The sequence below is a fragment of the Burkholderia sp. SCN-KJ genome, from assembly GCF_024656005.1.
In the GTDB taxonomy this organism is placed as follows: Bacteria; Pseudomonadota; Gammaproteobacteria; order Burkholderiales; family Burkholderiaceae; genus Burkholderia.
In genome coordinates, this window is record NZ_JANKOG010000008.1 from 203,934 (window position 1) to 220,686 (window position 16,753).

Consider the following 16,753-nt stretch of genomic DNA (forward strand, 5'->3'; position numbering starts at 1 on the left):
ATGAACCAGCCGTCCTCCGCCCCCACCCCGCCCCTCGATGCGACACCCGCCCGCGCGCTCGGCGAATTCATCCGCGCACACCGCGAGCGGCTGTCGCCGCAGGCCGTCGGCCTGCCGCCCGGCCCGCGCCGCCGCACGCCGGGGCTGCGGCGCGAGGAAGTCGCGCAGCTGTGCGGCGTCAGCCCGACCTGGTACACGTGGATCGAGCAGGGCCGCCCGGTGTCGGCGTCGGCCGACGCGCTCGCGCGGATCGCCGTCGCGCTGCAGCTGTCGAAGGCCGAACGCGCGTACCTGTTCGAACTGGCCGCGCAGCGCGATCCGGCCGAGCCCGACGTCGCGGCCGGCGACCTGCCGCCGACGCTCGCCGCCACCGTCGCCGCGATCGCCACGCCCGCGTACGTGCTCGACCGGCAATGGAACGCGCTCGCATGGAACGCGCCGGCTGCCGCGCTGTTCACGGGCTGGCTCGACGGCGAGCACGACCGCAACCTGCTGCGCTTCACGTTCATGGCGCCGGCCGCGCGCACGCTGATCGTCGATTGGGAAACCCGCGCGCGCCGGCTCGCGGCCGAATTCCGCGCCGACTCGATCCGCCACCTCGCCGATGCGCCGACCCGCGCGCTGATCGACGCGCTGATGGCCGGCAGCGATGCCTTCGCGCAGTACTGGGCGTCGCAGGACGTGTTCGAGCGCGAAGGCGGCCTGCGCGAATTCGACCATCCGGCCGACGGCCGCCTCGTGTACCAGCAGATCACGCTGAAGCCCGCGCACCGCGAGGACCTGAAGCTGGTCGTGCTCGTGCGCGATTGAACGGCCGGCCCACGCCCGCGAAGGCCGGCCGCCCGCCCCACGAATGCTAGAATTGCGGGATTCCCTCGGCGGCGCACGCCGCCCAACTCCCCTTCGAAGAATCGCCATGACGTCCCAACTGCACAAAAAGGGCGAGGCCTGGTCGGCCCGCTTCTCGGAACCGATGTCGGAGCTGGTCAAGCGCTACACGTCGTCGGTGTTTTTCGACAAGCGCCTCGCGCTCGTCGACATCGCCGGCTCGCTCGCGCACGCGAGCATGCTCGCGGCGCAGAAGATCATCAGCGCCGACGACCTCGCCGCGATCGAACGCGGGATGACGCAGATCAAGGGCGAGATCGAGCGCGGCGAATTCGAGTGGCAGCTGGATCTCGAGGACGTCCACCTGAACATCGAGGCGCGCCTCACCGCGCTGATCGGCGACGCCGGCAAGCGCCTGCACACGGGCCGCTCGCGCAACGACCAGGTCGCGACCGACATCCGTCTGTGGCTGCGTGGCGAGATCGACCGCATCGGCGGCCTCCTGAACGACCTGCGCGGCGCGCTGATCGACCTCGCGGAGCAGAACGCGGACACGATCATGCCGGGCTTCACGCACCTGCAGGTCGCGCAGCCGGTCACGTTCGGCCACCACCTGCTCGCGTACGTCGAGATGTTCACGCGCGACGCCGAGCGCATGCGCGACTGCCGCACCCGCGTGAACCGCCTGCCGCTCGGCGCGGCCGCGCTCGCCGGCACCAGCTATCCGATCGACCGCCACGCGGTCGCGAAGACGCTCGGCTTCGACGGCATCTGCGCGAACTCGCTCGACGCGGTGTCGGATCGCGACTTCGCGATCGAATTCACGGCGGCATCGGCGCTCGTGATGACGCACGTGTCGCGCTTCTCAGAGGAACTCGTGCTGTGGATGAGCCCGCGCGTCGGCTTCATCGACATCGCCGACCGCTTCTGCACCGGCAGCTCGATCATGCCGCAGAAGAAGAACCCGGACGTGCCCGAGCTCGCGCGCGGCAAGACCGGCCGCGTGAACGGCCACCTGATGGCGCTCCTCACGCTGATGAAGGGCCAGCCGCTCGCGTACAACAAGGACAACCAGGAAGACAAGGAACCGCTGTTCGACACGGTCGACACCGTCGCCGACACGCTGCGGATCTTCGCCGAGATGGTCGCGGGCATCACCGTGAAGCCGGACGCGATGCGCGCGGCCGCGCTGCAGGGCTTCTCGACCGCCACCGACCTCGCCGACTACCTGGTGAAGCGCGGCCTGCCGTTCCGCGATGCGCACGAAGCCGTCGCGCATGCGGTGAAGATCTGCGACGACCGCGGGATCGACCTCGCCGACCTGACGCTCGACGAAATGAAGCAGGAACTGCCGAACGTCGCGCACCTGATCGGCGACGACGTGTTCGGCTACCTGACGCTCGAAGGCTCGGTCGCCAGCCGCAACCACCCGGGCGGCACGGCCCCCGATCAGGTGCGTGCGGCGGTCAAGGCCGCGCGCGCCGCGCTCGGCAAGTAAGCCTGCCGTCGCGGACGGACGCCTTCGGCGTCCGTTCTTCATTCGGGCGGCCGTCGCGCCGCCCGACGCCTTCCCCGCTGTTCCGTTTTTCCCGTTTCCGGACACCGCCGATGACCTTCTCCGCCGCGCTCTTCGACATGGACGGCCTGCTCGTCGATTCCGAGCGGACCATCATGAACACGTGGATCGACGTGTCGAACGCGCACGGCGTCGTGCTGACCGAGATCGACTACCTGCAGATCGTCGGCCGCTCGTTCGCCGAAGGCCAGGTGATACTCGCGCGGCTGATCGGCCATCCCGACACGTTCGACGCCGTGCGCATCCGCGTGCGCGAGCAACTCGCCGCGCCCGAACCCCATCCGAAGTTTCCGCTGAAGTCCGGCGCGCTGGCGTTGCTCGAGACGCTCGCGCAGGCCGGCATTCCGTGCGCGGTCGCGTCGTCGTCCGCGCGCGACGTGATCCGTGCGCGGCTCGACGCGGTCGGCGTGCTGCCGTTCTTCCGCGCGATCGCGGGTGGCGACGAAGTCGCGCGCGGCAAGCCCGACCCGGCCGTGTACCAGCTCGCGGCCGAACGCCTCGGCGTGCCGGCGCACGCGTGCGTCGCGTTCGAGGACAGCGACTTCGGCGCGCAATCGGCCGCCGGCGCCGGCGCATCGGTCGTCACCGTGCCCGACCTGAAGGCGCCGACGCCCGAGATCGTCGCGCTGAGCCTGCACGTGCTCGCGTCGCTCGACGATGCGGTCGCGCTCGTGCCGTCGTGGTTCGGCCGTCTGGACACGCAGCAGCCCGCGTAAGCGCCACGCGGCGCGCCACATGCAAACGGGCACCCGCGGGTGCCCGTTTTGCGTTGCCGCGCCGGATGACCGGCATCGCGGCGATCCTCAGTCGTTGCCGGCCGTCTCCGACAGCCGCTTCATCGTCGCGATGCGCGCGCCGATCAGGTCGACGCGGCCGTCCTCGCCGACGAGCGGCGCAGTCGAATCGCGGAACGCTTCCCACGCGCGTTGCGCGCGCACGAGCGTCGCGGCCGAATGCGCAGGCATCTTGCGACGCAGCTTCTGGTAATAGCGGTTCAAGTCGAACAGCGCGTGCTCGCATGCGGCATCCTGCACGCACGGCCGCACGCGGCGGATCGCCGGATCGCGCGGCGCGTTCGCCGGCTTGCCGCCGGCTGCCGGGGCGGCGCTTGGCGCCGCGACCGCACCGCCGCGGGTGCCGCCCTGCGCACCGCTCGTGGCCGCCACCGGCACGGCGGCAGGCGGCGGTGCATAACGGTCGGCCGCCGCGCGCAGCGCCAACGCGCGATCGCGCACCGGCTGCAGCTGCATGTCGGCGCTCGACATCGCGTACGACGTGCCGCGCGTCGTGTCGTACACGGCCGTCAGCAGATGAATTTCATCCTTGCGCCACGTGACCCAGCGGCGCTGGCTGTCCTGCCAGCCGCGCTTCGCGTCGGGCGGCGCGTCGTTCGACAGGCGCTGGTACGCGCCGTCCATCACCGTCTGCCACTGCTGCTGCGCTTCGCCCATGCACTGGATCTGGCCGGCCGTCGACGACCGGTCGCGCCGCGCGAGACACTGCCGCATCGCGACGTCGATCGGGTCGGCCGCCGCCACTTCCGCATGCGCGACGTTCAGCCCCGCCGGCCCTGCCGACCAGCTCGCCCAGGCGACGAGCGCGGCCAGCGCCGCGCGCATCGTCCGGATTCGTCCCTGCGTCGCCATCAGTCGCGCACGCAGTCGACGAAGTACTCGACGCGCCCGTTCACCTCTTCCGCGACGAGGCCGTGGATGTCGGTGTGGAAGCCCGGGAAGCGCTCGTTGAAGTCGCGCGCGAACCGCAGGTAGTTCACGATCGTCTTGTTGAAGCGCTCGCCCGGGATCAGCAGCGGAATGCCCGGCGGGTACGGCGTCAGCAGGATGCTCGTCACGCGGCCTTCGAGCTCGTCGAGCGGCACGCGGTCGATCTTGCGGTGCGCGAGCTTCGCGAACGCGTCCGACGGCTTCATCGCCGGCTCCATGTCCGACAGGTACATCTCCGTCGTCAGGCGCGCGATGTCGTTCGCACGGTACACGTCGTGGATCTGCGTGCACAGGTCGCGCAGGCCGACGCGCTCGTAGCGCGGATGCTGCGCGACGAATTCCGGCAGCACGCGCCACAGCGGCTGGTTGTTGTCGTAGTCGTCCTTGAACTGCTGCAGCTCGGTCACCATCGAGTTCCAGCGGCCCTTCGTGATGCCGATCGTGAACATGATGAAGAACGAGTACAGGCCCGTCTTCTCGACGATGATGCCGTGCTCGGCCAGGTACTTCGTGACGATCGCGGCCGGAATGCCCGTCTCGCCGAACTCGCCGTCGACGTCGAGCCCCGGCGTGATGATCGTCGCCTTGATCGGGTCGAGCATGTTGAAGCCTTCCGCCAGCGGGCCGAAGCCGTGCCAGTGGTCGTTCGGCTTCAGCATCCAGTCGTCGCGCGAGCCGATGCCTTCTTCCGACAGGTCGTCCGGGCCCCACACGCTGAAGAACCAGTCGTCGCCGTATTCGGCATCGACCTTGCGCATCGCGCGGCGGAAGTCGATCGCCTCGGCGATCGATTCCTCGACGAGCGCGGTGCCGCCCGGCGGCTCCATCATCGCGGCCGCGACGTCGCACGATGCGATGATCGCGTACTGCGGGCTCGTCGACGTGTGCATCAGGTACGCCTCGTTGAAGCGGTGCTTGTCGAACGTGCGATTCTCGGAATCCTGCACGACGATCTGCGACGCCTGCGAGATGCCGGCGAGCAGCTTGTGCGTCGAGTGCGTCGCGAACACGAGCGCGCCCGTGCGCGGGCGGCCGTCGCCGATCGCGTGCATGTCGCGGTAGAAGTCGTGGAACGTCGCGTGCGGCAGCCACGCTTCGTCGAAGTGCAGCGTGTCGAGCAGGTCGCCGAGCAGGTCCTTGATCATCTCGACGTTGTAGACGACGCCGTCGTACGTGCTCTGCGTGATCGTCAGGATGCGCGGCTTCATGTCCGGGTTCTGGCGCATCGCCTCGCGCGCGAACGGGTTCGCCTCGATCTTCCGGCGGATGTTCTCCGGCTTGAATTCGTCGCGCGGGATCGGCCCGATGATGCCGAAGTGGTTGCGCGTCGGCGTGAGGAACACGGGAATCGCGCCCGTCATCGTGATCGCGTGCAGGATCGACTTGTGGCAGTTGCGGTCGACCAGCACGATGTCGCCGGGTGCGACCGTCGCGTGCCAGACGATCTTGTTCGACGTCGACGTGCCGTTGGTCACGAAGAACAGGTGGTCCGCGCTGAAGATGCGCGCCGCATTGCGCTCGGACGCCGCGACCGGGCCCGTGTGATCGAGCAGCTGGCCGAGTTCGTCGACCGCGTTGCAGACGTCGGCACGCAGCATGTTCTCGCCGAAGAACTGGTGGAACATCTGGCCGAGCGGGTTCTTCAGGAACGCGACGCCGCCCGAGTGACCCGGGCAGTGCCACGAGTACGAGCCTTCGTCCGCGTACTTCACCAGTTCCTTGAAGAACGGCGGCGCGAGCGAGTCGAGATAGACCTTCGCCTCGCGGATGATGTGGCGCGCGACGAACTCCGGCGTGTCCTCGAACATGTGGATGAAGCCGTGCAGCTCGCGCAGGATGTCGTTCGGCAGATGCCGCGACGTGCGCGTCTCGCCGTACAGGAAGATCGGGATGTCCGCGTTGCGGCGGCGCACTTCGGTGACGAACGCGCGCAGCTCGATGATCGCGGTCGCGAGCTCGGGCAGCTCGCCGTCCGGGCCGGTTTCGCCGAGCATGAGTTCGTCGTCGTCGATCGACAGGATGAAGCACGACGCGCGGCTCGATTGCTGCGCGAACGACGTCAGATCGCCGTAGCTCGTGAGGCCGAGGACTTCGACGCCCTCCTTCTCGATCGCTTCGGCCAACGCCCGGATGCCGGAGCCCGAGATGTTCTCGGAGCGGAAATCTTCGTCGATGATGACGACGGGGAAACGAAACTTCATGGGCGATTCTCCAAAAAGAACGACCGCGGCGCGTCACGCGCAGCGGTCACCCGGAAACTGGTGAGACGTTATGCAACCAGATCAGGTTTTCGGCAGCGTGACACCGCGCTGACCCTGATACTTGCCGCCGCGATCGGCGTACGACACGTCGCACACTTCGTCGCTTTCGAAGAACAGCACCTGCGCGACACCTTCGTTCGCGTAGATCTTCGCGGGCAGCGGCGTGGTATTCGAGAATTCCAGCGTGACGTAGCCTTCCCACTCGGGTTCGAACGGCGTCACGTTGACGATGATCCCGCAGCGCGCGTAGGTCGACTTGCCGAGGCAGACGGTGAGCACGGTGCGCGGGATGCGGAAATATTCGACGGTGCGGGCCAGCGCGAACGAGTTCGGCGGGATGATGCACACGTCGCCCTTGAAATCGACAAACGAACCCTCGTCGAAGTTCTTCGGATCGACGATCGTCGAGTTGATGTTCGTGAAGATCTTGAATTCGTCCGCGCAGCGGATGTCGTAGCCGTAGCTCGACGTGCCGTAGCTGACGATCCGGCGGCCGTCCTCGGACGCGCGGACCTGATCGGGCACGAACGGCTCGATCATCTTGTGTTCTTCGGCCATGCGCCGAATCCACTTGTCGGACTTGATGCTCATGCCAGCCTCCGCCGGGCCGTCCCAAGAAGGCTGGCCGTCCCCGCGGGGGACAGCGAACGAAGTGAGCGTTGGGGTCGTTTCATATCGGGGCGCCAGGAAACGCTGCGTGACAGTCAGGAAGGGTCGCTCGCGACGCGGCGACCCGGAAAGGCGCACATTTTACGCGATCATCGGCTCGCGTACGCGGCGGCCGTCAACGGATCACGCCGCAGGCGAGCGCGGGCCCCGCGCCATGCTGCGGAAACGCCGGATCGCTCGGGTCGCGGTGCACCAGCGCCGCGCGGTTCAGCGCGGAGCGCACGCCGTCGAGGGCCAGATCGGGCGCGACGATGAAACCGGCCGCGACGCCGTTCGCATCCGCGTGGATGTTGCCGAGATCGCCGGCGACGCGCGCGCCCGCGCGCAGCCGGTCGGCGGCCGGCGCGAACACCTGGCCGGCGCTCGAGCCGTCGCCCGCGTTGCAGTCGCCGCGCTCGTGCACCTGCAGCGCGTGATCGCTGTTCGGCGGCAGGCCGGCCAGGTTGTACGTGACCTGGACGCCGTCCGGGCGTTCGACGAACGTCACCGCGCCGCGCGCCTGCGAGCCGACGGTCGGCTGCAACTGCGCATCGGCACGCTTTTCGTGCGACGAGGAAAAAGAGGTACAGCCGGCCAGCAGGCCCAGCGCGGCGGCGGCCAGCAGCGCGCGCCGCGCGCGGCCGGCGCGCACGCCGTGATGTCGTTGGTTCATTCGATCCTCATGCCGGCTGGCGGCCGTTCGACACGGCGGCCATGCCGGGCGGGTAAAGGGACCCGGGAAAAGTCGCCATGATACCGCGCCTCGCGGCGCCGTAAACAGCGTGAGGCCCCGCCCCGCAAGGGTTTTACGTATTTTGAACAACGATCGACGGGAACTTCGACGTCATGTCGCGTGCGCGCTCGGCGATCGCCAGCGCGACCCCGCGCGCGATGTCGCGATAGCGCCGCGCCAGCGCGCCGTCCGGTTCGGCCGCGACCGTCGGCGTGCCGCTGTCGGCGCGCTCGCGGATCGCGATGTCGAGCGGCAGGCTGCCGAGCACGGTCACGCCGTAGTCCTGCGCCATCCGCTCGGCACCGCCCGCGCCGAAGATGTGCTCTTCGTGGCCGCAGTTCGAGCACACGTGGATGCTCATGTTCTCGACGATACCGAGGATCGGAATCCCGACCTTCTCGAACATCTTCAGGCCCTTCTTCGCGTCGAGCAATGCGATGTCCTGCGGGGTCGTGACGATCACGGCGCCGGTCACCGGCACGCGCTGCGCGAGCGTGAGCTGGATGTCGCCCGTGCCCGGCGGCATGTCGACGATCAGGTAGTCGAGCTCGCGCCAGTTGGTCTGTCGCAGCAGCTGCTCGAGCGCCGACGTCGCCATCGGGCCGCGCCACACCATCGGGTTGTCTTCCTCGATCAGGAAGCCGATCGAGTTCGCCTGCAGCCCGTGGCCGACCAGCGGGTTCATCGACTGGTTGTCGGGCGACTCGGGCCGCTGGCCGTGAATGCCGAGCATGGTCGGCAGCGACGGACCGTAGATGTCGGCGTCGAGAATGCCGACCGACGCGCCTTCCGCGGCGAGCGCGAGCGCGAGGTTGACGGCCGTCGTGCTCTTGCCGACACCGCCCTTGCCCGACGCGACCGCGACGATGTTCTTCACGTTGGGCAGCAGCTTCACGCCGCGCTGCACCGTGTGCGCGACGATCTCCTGCGACACGGCGACGCGTGCGTCGCGCACGCCCGACACGGCCTTCAGCGCATCGGCGATGCGTGCGCGCACGTCGTCGTGCTGGCTGCGCGCGGGATAGCCGAGCACCACGTCGACCGCCACGGCGTCGCCGTCGATCGCGACGTTGCGCACGCCCTTGTTCGCCGCGTAAGGACGGCCCGTATTGGGGTCGACGACAGCCGCGAGTGCGGCGTCGACTTGTGCCCGGTCAATGCTCATCGAAACTCCGTGAAAACGTTTTTCTCTCGCGCAAACGTCAAGAAATATCAAATAACGCTGCGAAAATCGGGAAAAGTGAAAGAATCTGTTGCACGCCATTGCGCGAACGCGCGCGGCGGAGCAATCTTCGCGTGCGGCATGCTATGGGGCCAAATCGGCCACGAACCGCCTATATTGTAGAGGCTGACGCATCACCTGTCCGGAACAGCCACGCTGGCGAACAGGGCATGCAGCCGCCTCGGCGGCTGCCGCGGGCACGGGCCTGCCCACCTTTTTCGGGCGTCCGTGCCGGGAGCCGTAACTGTTGTTTGTCGTCGTTGTCGACTCGTTCAACCAAGAGAGGAATTCAAGATGAACATGAAAATCGCGACTCGCCTGTCCGTCTTCGCCTTGGCCGGCGCACTGCTGGCAGGCTGCGCCACGCAGCAAGGCAACAACACGGCCGTCGGGACCGGTACGGGCGCGGCCCTCGGCGCAGGCATCGGCGCGCTGGCCGGCGGCGGCAAGGGCGCGGCGATCGGCGCGGGCGTCGGCGCACTGGTCGGCGGCGTGACGGGCTACAACTGGCAGGCGATCAAGAACAAGCTCGCGCCGTCGGCAGCCAAGACGGGCACGCAGGTGACCGAGCAGCCGGACGGCTCGCTGAAGCTGAACGTGCCGAGCTCGGTGACGTTCGCGACCAACCAGTACGCGATCACGCCGGCCTTCACGCCGCTGCTGAACGACCTGGCGACGACGCTGAACCAGAACCCGCAAGTGACGGCATCGGTCGTCGGCTACACGGACAGCACGGGTTCGCAGCAGCTGAACCAGACGCTGTCGCAGAACCGTGCGCAGAGCGTCGTCAACGCGCTGGTGCAGCGTGGCGTCGCCGGCGGCCGCCTGGCGGCACAGGGCATGGGCCCGTCGAACCCGATCGCGGACAACGCGACCGAAGCCGGCCGCGCACAAAACCGCCGCGTCGAGATCTACCTGCGCGCAGCCCAGCAGTAAGCATCGTCGCGAGAGGAAACGGGGTCGCGCGCCGGGCGCGCGCCCCCGCCGCACAAGGCTTTCAGCGGGCTCCGTAACAAATCGAAAAAAATTTCGAACTTCTGTCGCGACCCGCGGTCTGTCTTTACGGTACGCGGCTGGCGCTGCCGGCGCGTCACCATTCTCCTCTTGTCGTTGTTGCTCCGGGGCCGAATTCGCCCCGGTTTTTTTTGCCCGGAATTCGCCTGCTGCATCGCAGCATCGCACCGCCGGGCACGCCGCCGCCGCGGCCCCGCCCCTTCCGGCGCCCGATCCACGGCGCCCGCGCCGGCTGACCTGCCCGCGCCCCTGCTAGAATCGCAGTTTCCGTCGTTTCCGCCGTTCTTCTACAGACCCTATGTCCGCATCCGACCTCACTTCCGTGCAGGCTGCGGCGCCGCAAGGCAGCCGCCAGATCCTCGTTACGTCCGCACTGCCCTATGCCAACGGCCAGATCCACATCGGCCACCTGGTCGAGTACATCCAGACCGACATCTGGGTGCGGACGCTGCGAATGCACGGTCACGAGGTCTACTACATCGGCGCCGACGACACGCACGGCACGCCGGTCATGCTGCGCGCGGAGAAGGAAGGCCTGACGCCGAAGCAGCTGATCGAGCGCGTGTGGACCGAGCACAAGCGCGACTTCGACAGCTTCGGCGTGTCGTTCGACAACTTCTACTCGACCGACTCGGACGAGAACCGCGTGCTGAGCGAGAAGATCTACCTCGCGCTGAAGGAAAACGACCTGATCGCCGAGCGCGAGATCGAGCAGGCGTACGACCCGGTCAAGGAAATGTTCCTGCCGGACCGCTTCATCAAGGGCGAATGCCCGAAGTGCCACGCGAAGGACCAGTACGGCGACAACTGCGAAGTGTGCGGTTCGACCTACCTGCCGACCGAACTGCTGAACCCGTACTCGGTCGTGTCGGGTGCGACGCCGGTGCGCAAGACGTCGAAGCACTACTTCTTCCGCCTGTCGGACCCGCGCTGCGAGTCGTTCCTGCGCGAATGGGTCAGCGGCCTCGCGCAGCCCGAAGCCACCAACAAGATGCGCGAATGGCTCGGCGACGCCGGCGAGGCCAGGCTCGCCGACTGGGACATCTCGCGCGACGCGCCGTACTTCGGCTTCGAGATCCCGGGCGCGCCCGGCAAGTACTTCTACGTGTGGCTCGACGCGCCGGTCGGCTACTACGCGAGCTTCAAGAACCTGTGCGACCGCAACGGCATCGACTTCGATGCGTGGATCCGCCCGGGCACGAAGGCCGAGCAGTACCACTTCATCGGCAAGGACATCCTGTATTTCCACACGCTGTTCTGGCCCGCGATGCTCGAGTTCTCGGGTCATCGCACGCCGACCAACGTGTTCGCGCACGGCTTCCTGACGGTCGACGGCGCGAAGATGTCGAAGTCGCGCGGCACGTTCATCACCGCGCAGAGCTACATCGACACGGGCCTGAACCCGGAATGGCTGCGCTACTACTTCGCCGCGAAGCTGAACGCGACGATGGAAGACATCGACCTGAATCTCGACGATTTCCAGGCGCGCGTGAACAGCGACCTCGTCGGCAAGTACGTGAACATCGCGAGCCGCGCGGCCGGCTTCCTGCTCAAGCGTTTCGACGGCCGCGTGCAGGACAGCGCGATGAACCATCCGCTCGTCGCGACGCTGCGCGATGCGATTCCGGCGATCGCCGCGCACTATGAAGCGCGCGAATACAGCCGCGCGCTGCGCCAGACGATGGAGCTCGCGGACGAAGTGAACGCGTACGTCGACGGCGCGAAGCCGTGGGAACTCGCGAAGGATCCGGCCAACGCGGTCGCGCTGCACGAAACCTGCAGCGTGAGCCTCGAGGCGTTCCGCCTGCTGTCGCTCGCGCTGAAGCCGGTGATGCCGCGCGTGGCCGAAGCCGTCGAGGCCTTCTTCGGGATCGCGCCGCTCACTTGGGCCGACGCCGCGAAGCCGCTGTCGTCCGCGCAGCCGATCAAGGCGTACCAGCACCTGATGACGCGGGTCGATCCGAAGCAGATCGACGCGCTGCTCGCCGCGAACCGCGATTCGCTGCAGGCCGAGGCCGCCGGCGCCGCTGCCGCGGGGGCAACCGCCGCCAACGCCGCGAAGGACGCGAAAAACGCCAAGGCGAACGCGAAGGTGGCCGCGAATGGTGCCGACGACGGTCCGATCTCGATCGACGATTTCGCGAAGATCGACCTGCGCATCGCGAAGATCGTCGCGTGCCAGGCCGTCGAGGGCTCCGACAAGCTGCTGCAGCTCACGCTCGACGTCGGCGAGGAAAAGACCCGCAACGTGTTCTCGGGCATCAAGTCCGCGTACCAGCCCGAACAGCTCGTCGGCAAGCTGACGGTGATGGTCGCGAACCTCGCGCCGCGCAAGATGAAGTTCGGGCTGTCCGAAGGGATGGTGCTCGCCGCGTCGGCCGCCGATGAGAAGGCCGAGCCGGGCCTCTACATCCTCGAGCCGCACAGCGGCGCGAAGCCCGGCATGCGCGTGAAGTAAGCCGCACGCGCCGCTGCTTGCACAAGAAGCCCCGCACCATGTGCGGGGCTTTTTCATGGGCGGCAGCGAGCGGCGCCGCGGCCGGTGGTTGCAGGTCGACGTGACGCTCGCCGCTGCGTGGGCAGGATGCGGCGCGTGCGCACGCGCGAACCGGGGCGCCGGCGCGCGCGGCCGACCGGCCAGGCGCCCGCTTCGTCACCGCTGGCCGAACCAGCGATCGAAACGCCGCGTGTAGTTCAGGTCGACGCCCTGGAACGTGCCGCCGTACGCGGACACCGACCAGAAGCGCGTCAGGTTGATCGTCGCCTTGAACGCGTTGCTCGCCGATTGCAGCCCTTGCTCGTAACCGAGCACGAAGCGCTCGTTGATCGCCTTCGAGATCTGCACGACCTGCGCATCGGTCAGGCCGACGTCGCTGCGGCCGATCGAGAATTCGTCGAGACCGATGCTCTGCGCGACGCGCTTGCCGGTCGCGCTGCCAAGCAGCCCGAGCGCGGCGGTCATCGCGTTCTGCTGGCCGACGTTGTTGCCCTGGTCGGTGCCGTGCCCGAACAGCAGCCACGACAGCTTTTCGTTGTCGGTGACGTTCGGCTCGGACACGAGCTTGACCGTCGGCGACTGGATCGTGCCGGTGACCTGCACGCCGGCCTCGACCTCCTGGTTGCGCCGCATCGCGAGGATGTTCACGCCCGGATTCGACACCGGACCGTTGAACGTGAAGAAGCCGTTCTCGACCGCGAGCTTGCGGCCGAACGACGTATACGTCGAGCCTTCCGTCACGCGCACGTTGCCGACCGCGCGCAACGGCACGCCCGGCGCGCTCATCACGGTGATCGTGCCGCGCAGGCCGAGATCCGCGCCGTGGCCCTTGAAGCGGAAGTTGTTGCCGAGGCCGATGTCGATGTTCGCGCGCGGCGCGAGCGACGGCGCCGGCTTGTCCTCGACCTTCTGCGGCTTCGCGACCGCCGTACCGGTCTGCACGTCGCCGCGCACCGTGCCGTCCGGGCGCACGATCACGACGTCGTCGGACAGGTGCGGCGCCGACTCCTCCGGCAGGTCGAACAGCGCGCGCTCGACGACGAACTTGCCGTCGATCGACAGTGCGCCGCGCGGCCCGTCGTTCGCGACGGTCGCCTTGCCCGACAGCGACAGCTTGCGATCCGGCGCCGCGAACAGCTCGAGCTTGTCCGCGACGATGCTCGCGGTCAGGTCGGGCGCCTCGCCGTCGAGACGCACGCGGCCGATCGCGCGCAGCGTGCCGTCGCCGCCATGGAACTCGACCTGCTGGAATTCGACGAGGTTCTCCGCGAGCTTCACGCGCACGATACCGTCCTTCAACTGCACGCCCTGATCGACCAGCGTCGCGGACAGGTCGTCGCCCGTCAGCATCCCCGACACGTTCGGCTTCACCGGCGTGCCCGCGACCGTCAGCTTCAACGCCGCGCGCCCGCCGAGCAGGTAGCTCGGCCCGAACAGGTTGCCGGTCGCCTTCAGCGACGGAATGTCGGCGTCGATGCGGCCCGACAGCGGGCCGTCGTCGACGACGCCGAACACGCCGTCGCGCAGCGCGAACGGCACGGTGACGTTCGCGTCGAGCGTGCCGACCCGGTTCGCCTTCGCGAGCGCCACCACGTTGAGCCGGTTGCCGGGTGCAAAGCTCGCGCGCGCGGACAGGTCGGTCAGCCCGAGCGATGCGATACCGCGCCCGGTCTCGACCGTCACGTCGCCGCCGCGCCGCTTCACCTGCACGTAGCCCGTCGCGTTCGCGCCGAGCGAGAAATCCCAGTCGGCATCGAGCACGACGTCGGTGCGCACCGGCGGCCGCTGGCCCGTCAGTTCCTGGCGGATCTCGAGGAAACGGGCGACCGATGCATCGCGCACGGCGCCTGCCGAGCGGATCTGGCCGTGATCGAACACGAACGACTTCAGGTCGATCGCCGCGCCTTCGAGCGTGAGCCGCGTCGCGCCGAGCGTCACGCGGCCGGCGCCGGCCGACACCGCAAGCGGCGCCTGCAGCGCCACCGCCGGCGTGCCGCGATTCGCGAGGCGCGTGACGGTGCCGTCCCAGCGCGTGCCATCGCGGCTCTCGACCACGCCGCCGTTCGCCGCGAGCGTCAGGTCGATCACGCGGCCGCCGGCCGTCCCCATCGCCGACGCGTCGAGCGTGTGCTTCGCGCGCGTGCCGTCGAGGTTCGCGCGCAGCGATTTCAGTTGCAGCGAGCCGAGTGCGATGTCGGTCGCGTCGGCCGTGAATACGAGCGCGCCGTGCGCGCCGTCGCGGATGTCGGCGCGCCCCTGCGCGGCACCGATCCGGTTCGAGCCGACCACGACGTGCTGGGCCTTGTACGTGGCCGTCACGTTCGGATGCGCGAAGCTGCCGGTCAGCTCGCCCTGCGCCTGCACGAGCCCCTGCACGCCGAAGCCGAGCCGGTCGAGTTCCGGCGCGTCGACGACGAAGCGCAACCGGTCGCCCGGCGCGCCGAAACTGCCGCGCAGGTCGACGTGGTTGCCCGCGATCGACAGCGTCGCATTGCTCGGCAGGATCCGCGAGCCGGCGAACTGCACGACGCCCGCGCCGGTCAGCGGCACGCCGTCGTACAGGCTGTCGCCAAGCTTGAAGGTCGCCTTCGTCGACACCTGCGGCGCGAACGCGCCGGATGCCGTCAGCGTGCCCGATACGCGCGTCTCGCCGCGCCTGGCCGGCGCCTTGGCCGCGGCGGCGGTTTTCGTCGCTGTTCTGTCCGCCGTCTTGGCCACTTTTGCCGCCGGCTTGCCGCTACCGGCCTTCGGCGCGCCCATCGCCGCGAGCAGCAGCGGATCGAACGCGGTCAGCGTCGCCTTCGCGTCGTAGCTCGAATGCGCATCGTGACGGAACACGCCGGTCAGGTCGATGCGGCCCTTGCCCGCCGTCACGCGCGCATCGGTCAGCACCGTCTGCTGCGGCGTCAGCGCGACCTTCGCACGCGCGCCGAGTGCGAGCTTCGGATCGTTCAGGTCGAAATCGACGGTCGTCACGTCGCCGGCGAGCGTCACGCCGAGCGGCCCGCCCAGGCGCATCGGCCGCAACTCGGCAACGAAGGCGTTCAGGTCGAGATTCGCAACCTTCAGGTCGAAGCGGCCCTTGCCGCCCGTCAGCGTGCCGTTGCCGGTCACGCTGCCGTCGCGGATCAGTTTCAGCGCGAGGCCGTCGATTCGCTGCGCGTGCGCGTCGAGATGGACGGTCGCATGCGCGTCGACGACCGGCAGCAGGTGCTCGCCGAGCGTGCCGGGCTTCGCGTTGACGATCGACACGGGGCCGGTCACCGCGAACCCCTTCGCCGGCGCAGTGCCGGGCGGTGCGGTCACGGGCGCCAGCTCCGCGCGCACCGCGAGATCGGCGGCCGGCGCGCCCGGCGCGATCGCCTGCGGGTTCACGTGATCGAACACGAGCGACGCGCGCGTGAGCGGCACCGCGCCGAACGGCGCGGCCTCGACGTGCGCGCGCCCGTTCAGCTTCATCCCGCTCGCGGTGACGTCGGCGACGAGCGCTTCGAGCGAACCCGATACGTTCGCGCTCGCGTTGACCGCTTCGTTGGCGAGCTTGCCCACGTAGGTCGCGTTGCCCGTCAGGGCGAACGGCTTCACGCCGTCGAGCTTCGCACGCGCGGTCAGCGCGCCGTACGGCGTGTCGACGCCGTCGAGTGCGAGTTCATGGTGACGGCCGTCGCTGCGGCCGTTCAGCGCGAGATGGTCGAGCTGCGTCGTCGAGGCGCCTTCGTGGATCGCCAGGTGGTCGACACGCAGGTCGTCGATCCGCAACTGCAGCGGCAGGCTCAGGTCCTGCGGCGTCGCGGCCGGCTTCGACGGCCCCGGCACGATCCGCACGTCGACCGTGCCCGCGCGCAGGTAAGCGACCGACAGCCGCCACGGCGCGCGGGTCAGCGCCCAGCGGCCGTCGAGCCGGTCGATCCGCACTTCGGTGCTGGTGCCGCCGGGGCTCGTCCACGCGAAGCCGCGCAGCCGCACGCCGGTCGCGAGCGCGCCGCCGTCCAGCGTGCCCGCCAGCCGGCCGCCGAGTACGCGCACGGCCGTCTGCCACGCGAGCCGCGTGCCGCGCTCGGTCGTCGCCGCGGCCAGCACGAGCCCGGCCGCCAGCACGACGAGCAGCACGGCCGTCACGAGCGTCCACGCGACGATCCGGCCCGCATGCCCGCGCCGCGGCGCGCGCGGCGGCGCGTCGAGCGCGCGCTCGGGCGAGTCCGGATCGTTCGGCGGCGGCGTGTCGTTCGGGTCCTTCGTCATGCGGTTCG

General features: G+C 69.0%; 11 protein-coding genes. 5 read left to right on the plus strand and 6 right to left on the minus strand.

What is annotated here, in order from left to right; translation table 11 throughout:
• From NQV17_RS15805 to NQV17_RS15815, 3 genes are all read left to right on the plus strand, one after another.
• Positions 1-810 (plus strand): helix-turn-helix transcriptional regulator, encoded by an 810-nt coding sequence (locus NQV17_RS15805; RefSeq protein ID WP_011657642.1) that lies wholly within the window; start codon positions 1-3, stop codon positions 808-810.
• A 106-nt stretch (positions 811-916) separates the two neighbouring features.
• Positions 917-2,326 carry an argininosuccinate lyase gene (gene argH / locus NQV17_RS15810; RefSeq protein ID WP_044847728.1) on the plus strand — a complete coding sequence of 470 codons (1,410 nt, stop codon included), beginning with the start codon at positions 917-919 and terminating at the stop codon, positions 2,324-2,326.
• 110 nt (positions 2,327-2,436) lie between these two features.
• Positions 2,437-3,120 (plus strand): HAD family phosphatase, encoded by a 684-nt coding sequence (locus NQV17_RS15815; protein ID WP_257772945.1) that lies wholly within the window; start codon positions 2,437-2,439, stop codon positions 3,118-3,120.
• A gap of 87 nt (positions 3,121-3,207) precedes the next feature.
• Here the strand turns inward: NQV17_RS15815 and NQV17_RS15820 are convergent, their stop codons facing one another.
• The 5 genes from NQV17_RS15820 to apbC form a co-directional block, all read right to left on the minus strand.
• On the minus strand, positions 3,208-4,050 hold the full coding sequence (locus NQV17_RS15820) for a lysozyme inhibitor LprI family protein (RefSeq protein ID WP_257772946.1): 843 nt from the start codon (positions 4,048-4,050) through the stop codon (positions 3,208-3,210).
• On the minus strand, positions 4,050-6,329 hold the full coding sequence (locus NQV17_RS15825; RefSeq protein ID WP_044847725.1) for an arginine/lysine/ornithine decarboxylase: 2,280 nt from the start codon (positions 6,327-6,329) through the stop codon (positions 4,050-4,052). Before NQV17_RS15825 ends, NQV17_RS15820 begins: the two co-directional genes overlap by 1 nt.
• A gap of 81 nt (positions 6,330-6,410) precedes the next feature.
• Positions 6,411-6,980, minus strand: a complete 570-nt coding sequence (dcd, locus tag NQV17_RS15830) for a dCTP deaminase (RefSeq protein WP_006398615.1) — start codon at positions 6,978-6,980, stop codon at positions 6,411-6,413.
• Between the two features lie 193 nt (positions 6,981-7,173).
• Positions 7,174-7,710: a superoxide dismutase [Cu-Zn] gene (gene sodC / locus NQV17_RS15835; protein WP_044847724.1), complete on the minus strand. Its 537-nt coding sequence runs from the start codon at positions 7,708-7,710 to the stop codon at positions 7,174-7,176.
• A 133-nt stretch (positions 7,711-7,843) separates the two neighbouring features.
• Positions 7,844-8,935, minus strand: coding sequence for an iron-sulfur cluster carrier protein ApbC (apbC, locus tag NQV17_RS15840; protein ID WP_257772947.1), 1,092 nt, complete (start codon positions 8,933-8,935; stop codon positions 7,844-7,846).
• A 351-nt stretch (positions 8,936-9,286) separates the two neighbouring features.
• On the opposite strand from apbC, the gene NQV17_RS15845 reads away from it, so the two are divergent.
• Positions 9,287-9,928, plus strand: a complete 642-nt coding sequence (locus tag NQV17_RS15845) for an OmpA family protein (protein ID WP_044847722.1) — start codon at positions 9,287-9,289, stop codon at positions 9,926-9,928.
• A gap of 376 nt (positions 9,929-10,304) precedes the next feature.
• Positions 10,305-12,464 carry a methionine--tRNA ligase gene (metG, locus tag NQV17_RS15850; protein ID WP_257772948.1) on the plus strand — a complete coding sequence of 720 codons (2,160 nt, stop codon included), beginning with the start codon at positions 10,305-10,307 and terminating at the stop codon, positions 12,462-12,464.
• 195 nt (positions 12,465-12,659) lie between these two features.
• Here the strand turns inward: metG and NQV17_RS15855 are convergent, their stop codons facing one another.
• Positions 12,660-16,745, minus strand: a complete 4,086-nt coding sequence (locus NQV17_RS15855; protein WP_257772949.1) for a translocation/assembly module TamB domain-containing protein — start codon at positions 16,743-16,745, stop codon at positions 12,660-12,662.
• Positions 16,746-16,753 lie beyond the last annotated feature (8 nt).

Bases quoted from the DNA above. Each gene is read 5' to 3' on its own strand.
- NQV17_RS15805 (WP_011657642.1), top strand. From the start codon at position 1: ATGAACCAGCCGTCCTCCGCCCCCACCCCGCCCCTCGATGCGACACCC.
- argH (WP_044847728.1), top strand. From the start codon at position 917: ATGACGTCCCAACTGCACAAAAAGGGCGAGGCCTGGTCGGCCCGCTTC.
- NQV17_RS15815 (WP_257772945.1), top strand. From the start codon at position 2,437: ATGACCTTCTCCGCCGCGCTCTTCGACATGGACGGCCTGCTCGTCGAT.
- NQV17_RS15820 (WP_257772946.1), bottom strand. From the start codon at position 4,050: ATGGCGACGCAGGGACGAATCCGGACGATGCGCGCGGCGCTGGCCGCG.
- NQV17_RS15825 (WP_044847725.1), bottom strand. From the start codon at position 6,329: ATGAAGTTTCGTTTCCCCGTCGTCATCATCGACGAAGATTTCCGCTCC.
- dcd (WP_006398615.1), bottom strand. From the start codon at position 6,980: ATGAGCATCAAGTCCGACAAGTGGATTCGGCGCATGGCCGAAGAACAC.
- sodC (WP_044847724.1), bottom strand. From the start codon at position 7,710: ATGAACCAACGACATCACGGCGTGCGCGCCGGCCGCGCGCGGCGCGCG.
- apbC (WP_257772947.1), bottom strand. From the start codon at position 8,935: ATGAGCATTGACCGGGCACAAGTCGACGCCGCACTCGCGGCTGTCGTC.
- NQV17_RS15845 (WP_044847722.1), top strand. From the start codon at position 9,287: ATGAACATGAAAATCGCGACTCGCCTGTCCGTCTTCGCCTTGGCCGGC.
- metG (WP_257772948.1), top strand. From the start codon at position 10,305: ATGTCCGCATCCGACCTCACTTCCGTGCAGGCTGCGGCGCCGCAAGGC.
- NQV17_RS15855 (WP_257772949.1), bottom strand. From the start codon at position 16,745: ATGACGAAGGACCCGAACGACACGCCGCCGCCGAACGATCCGGACTCG.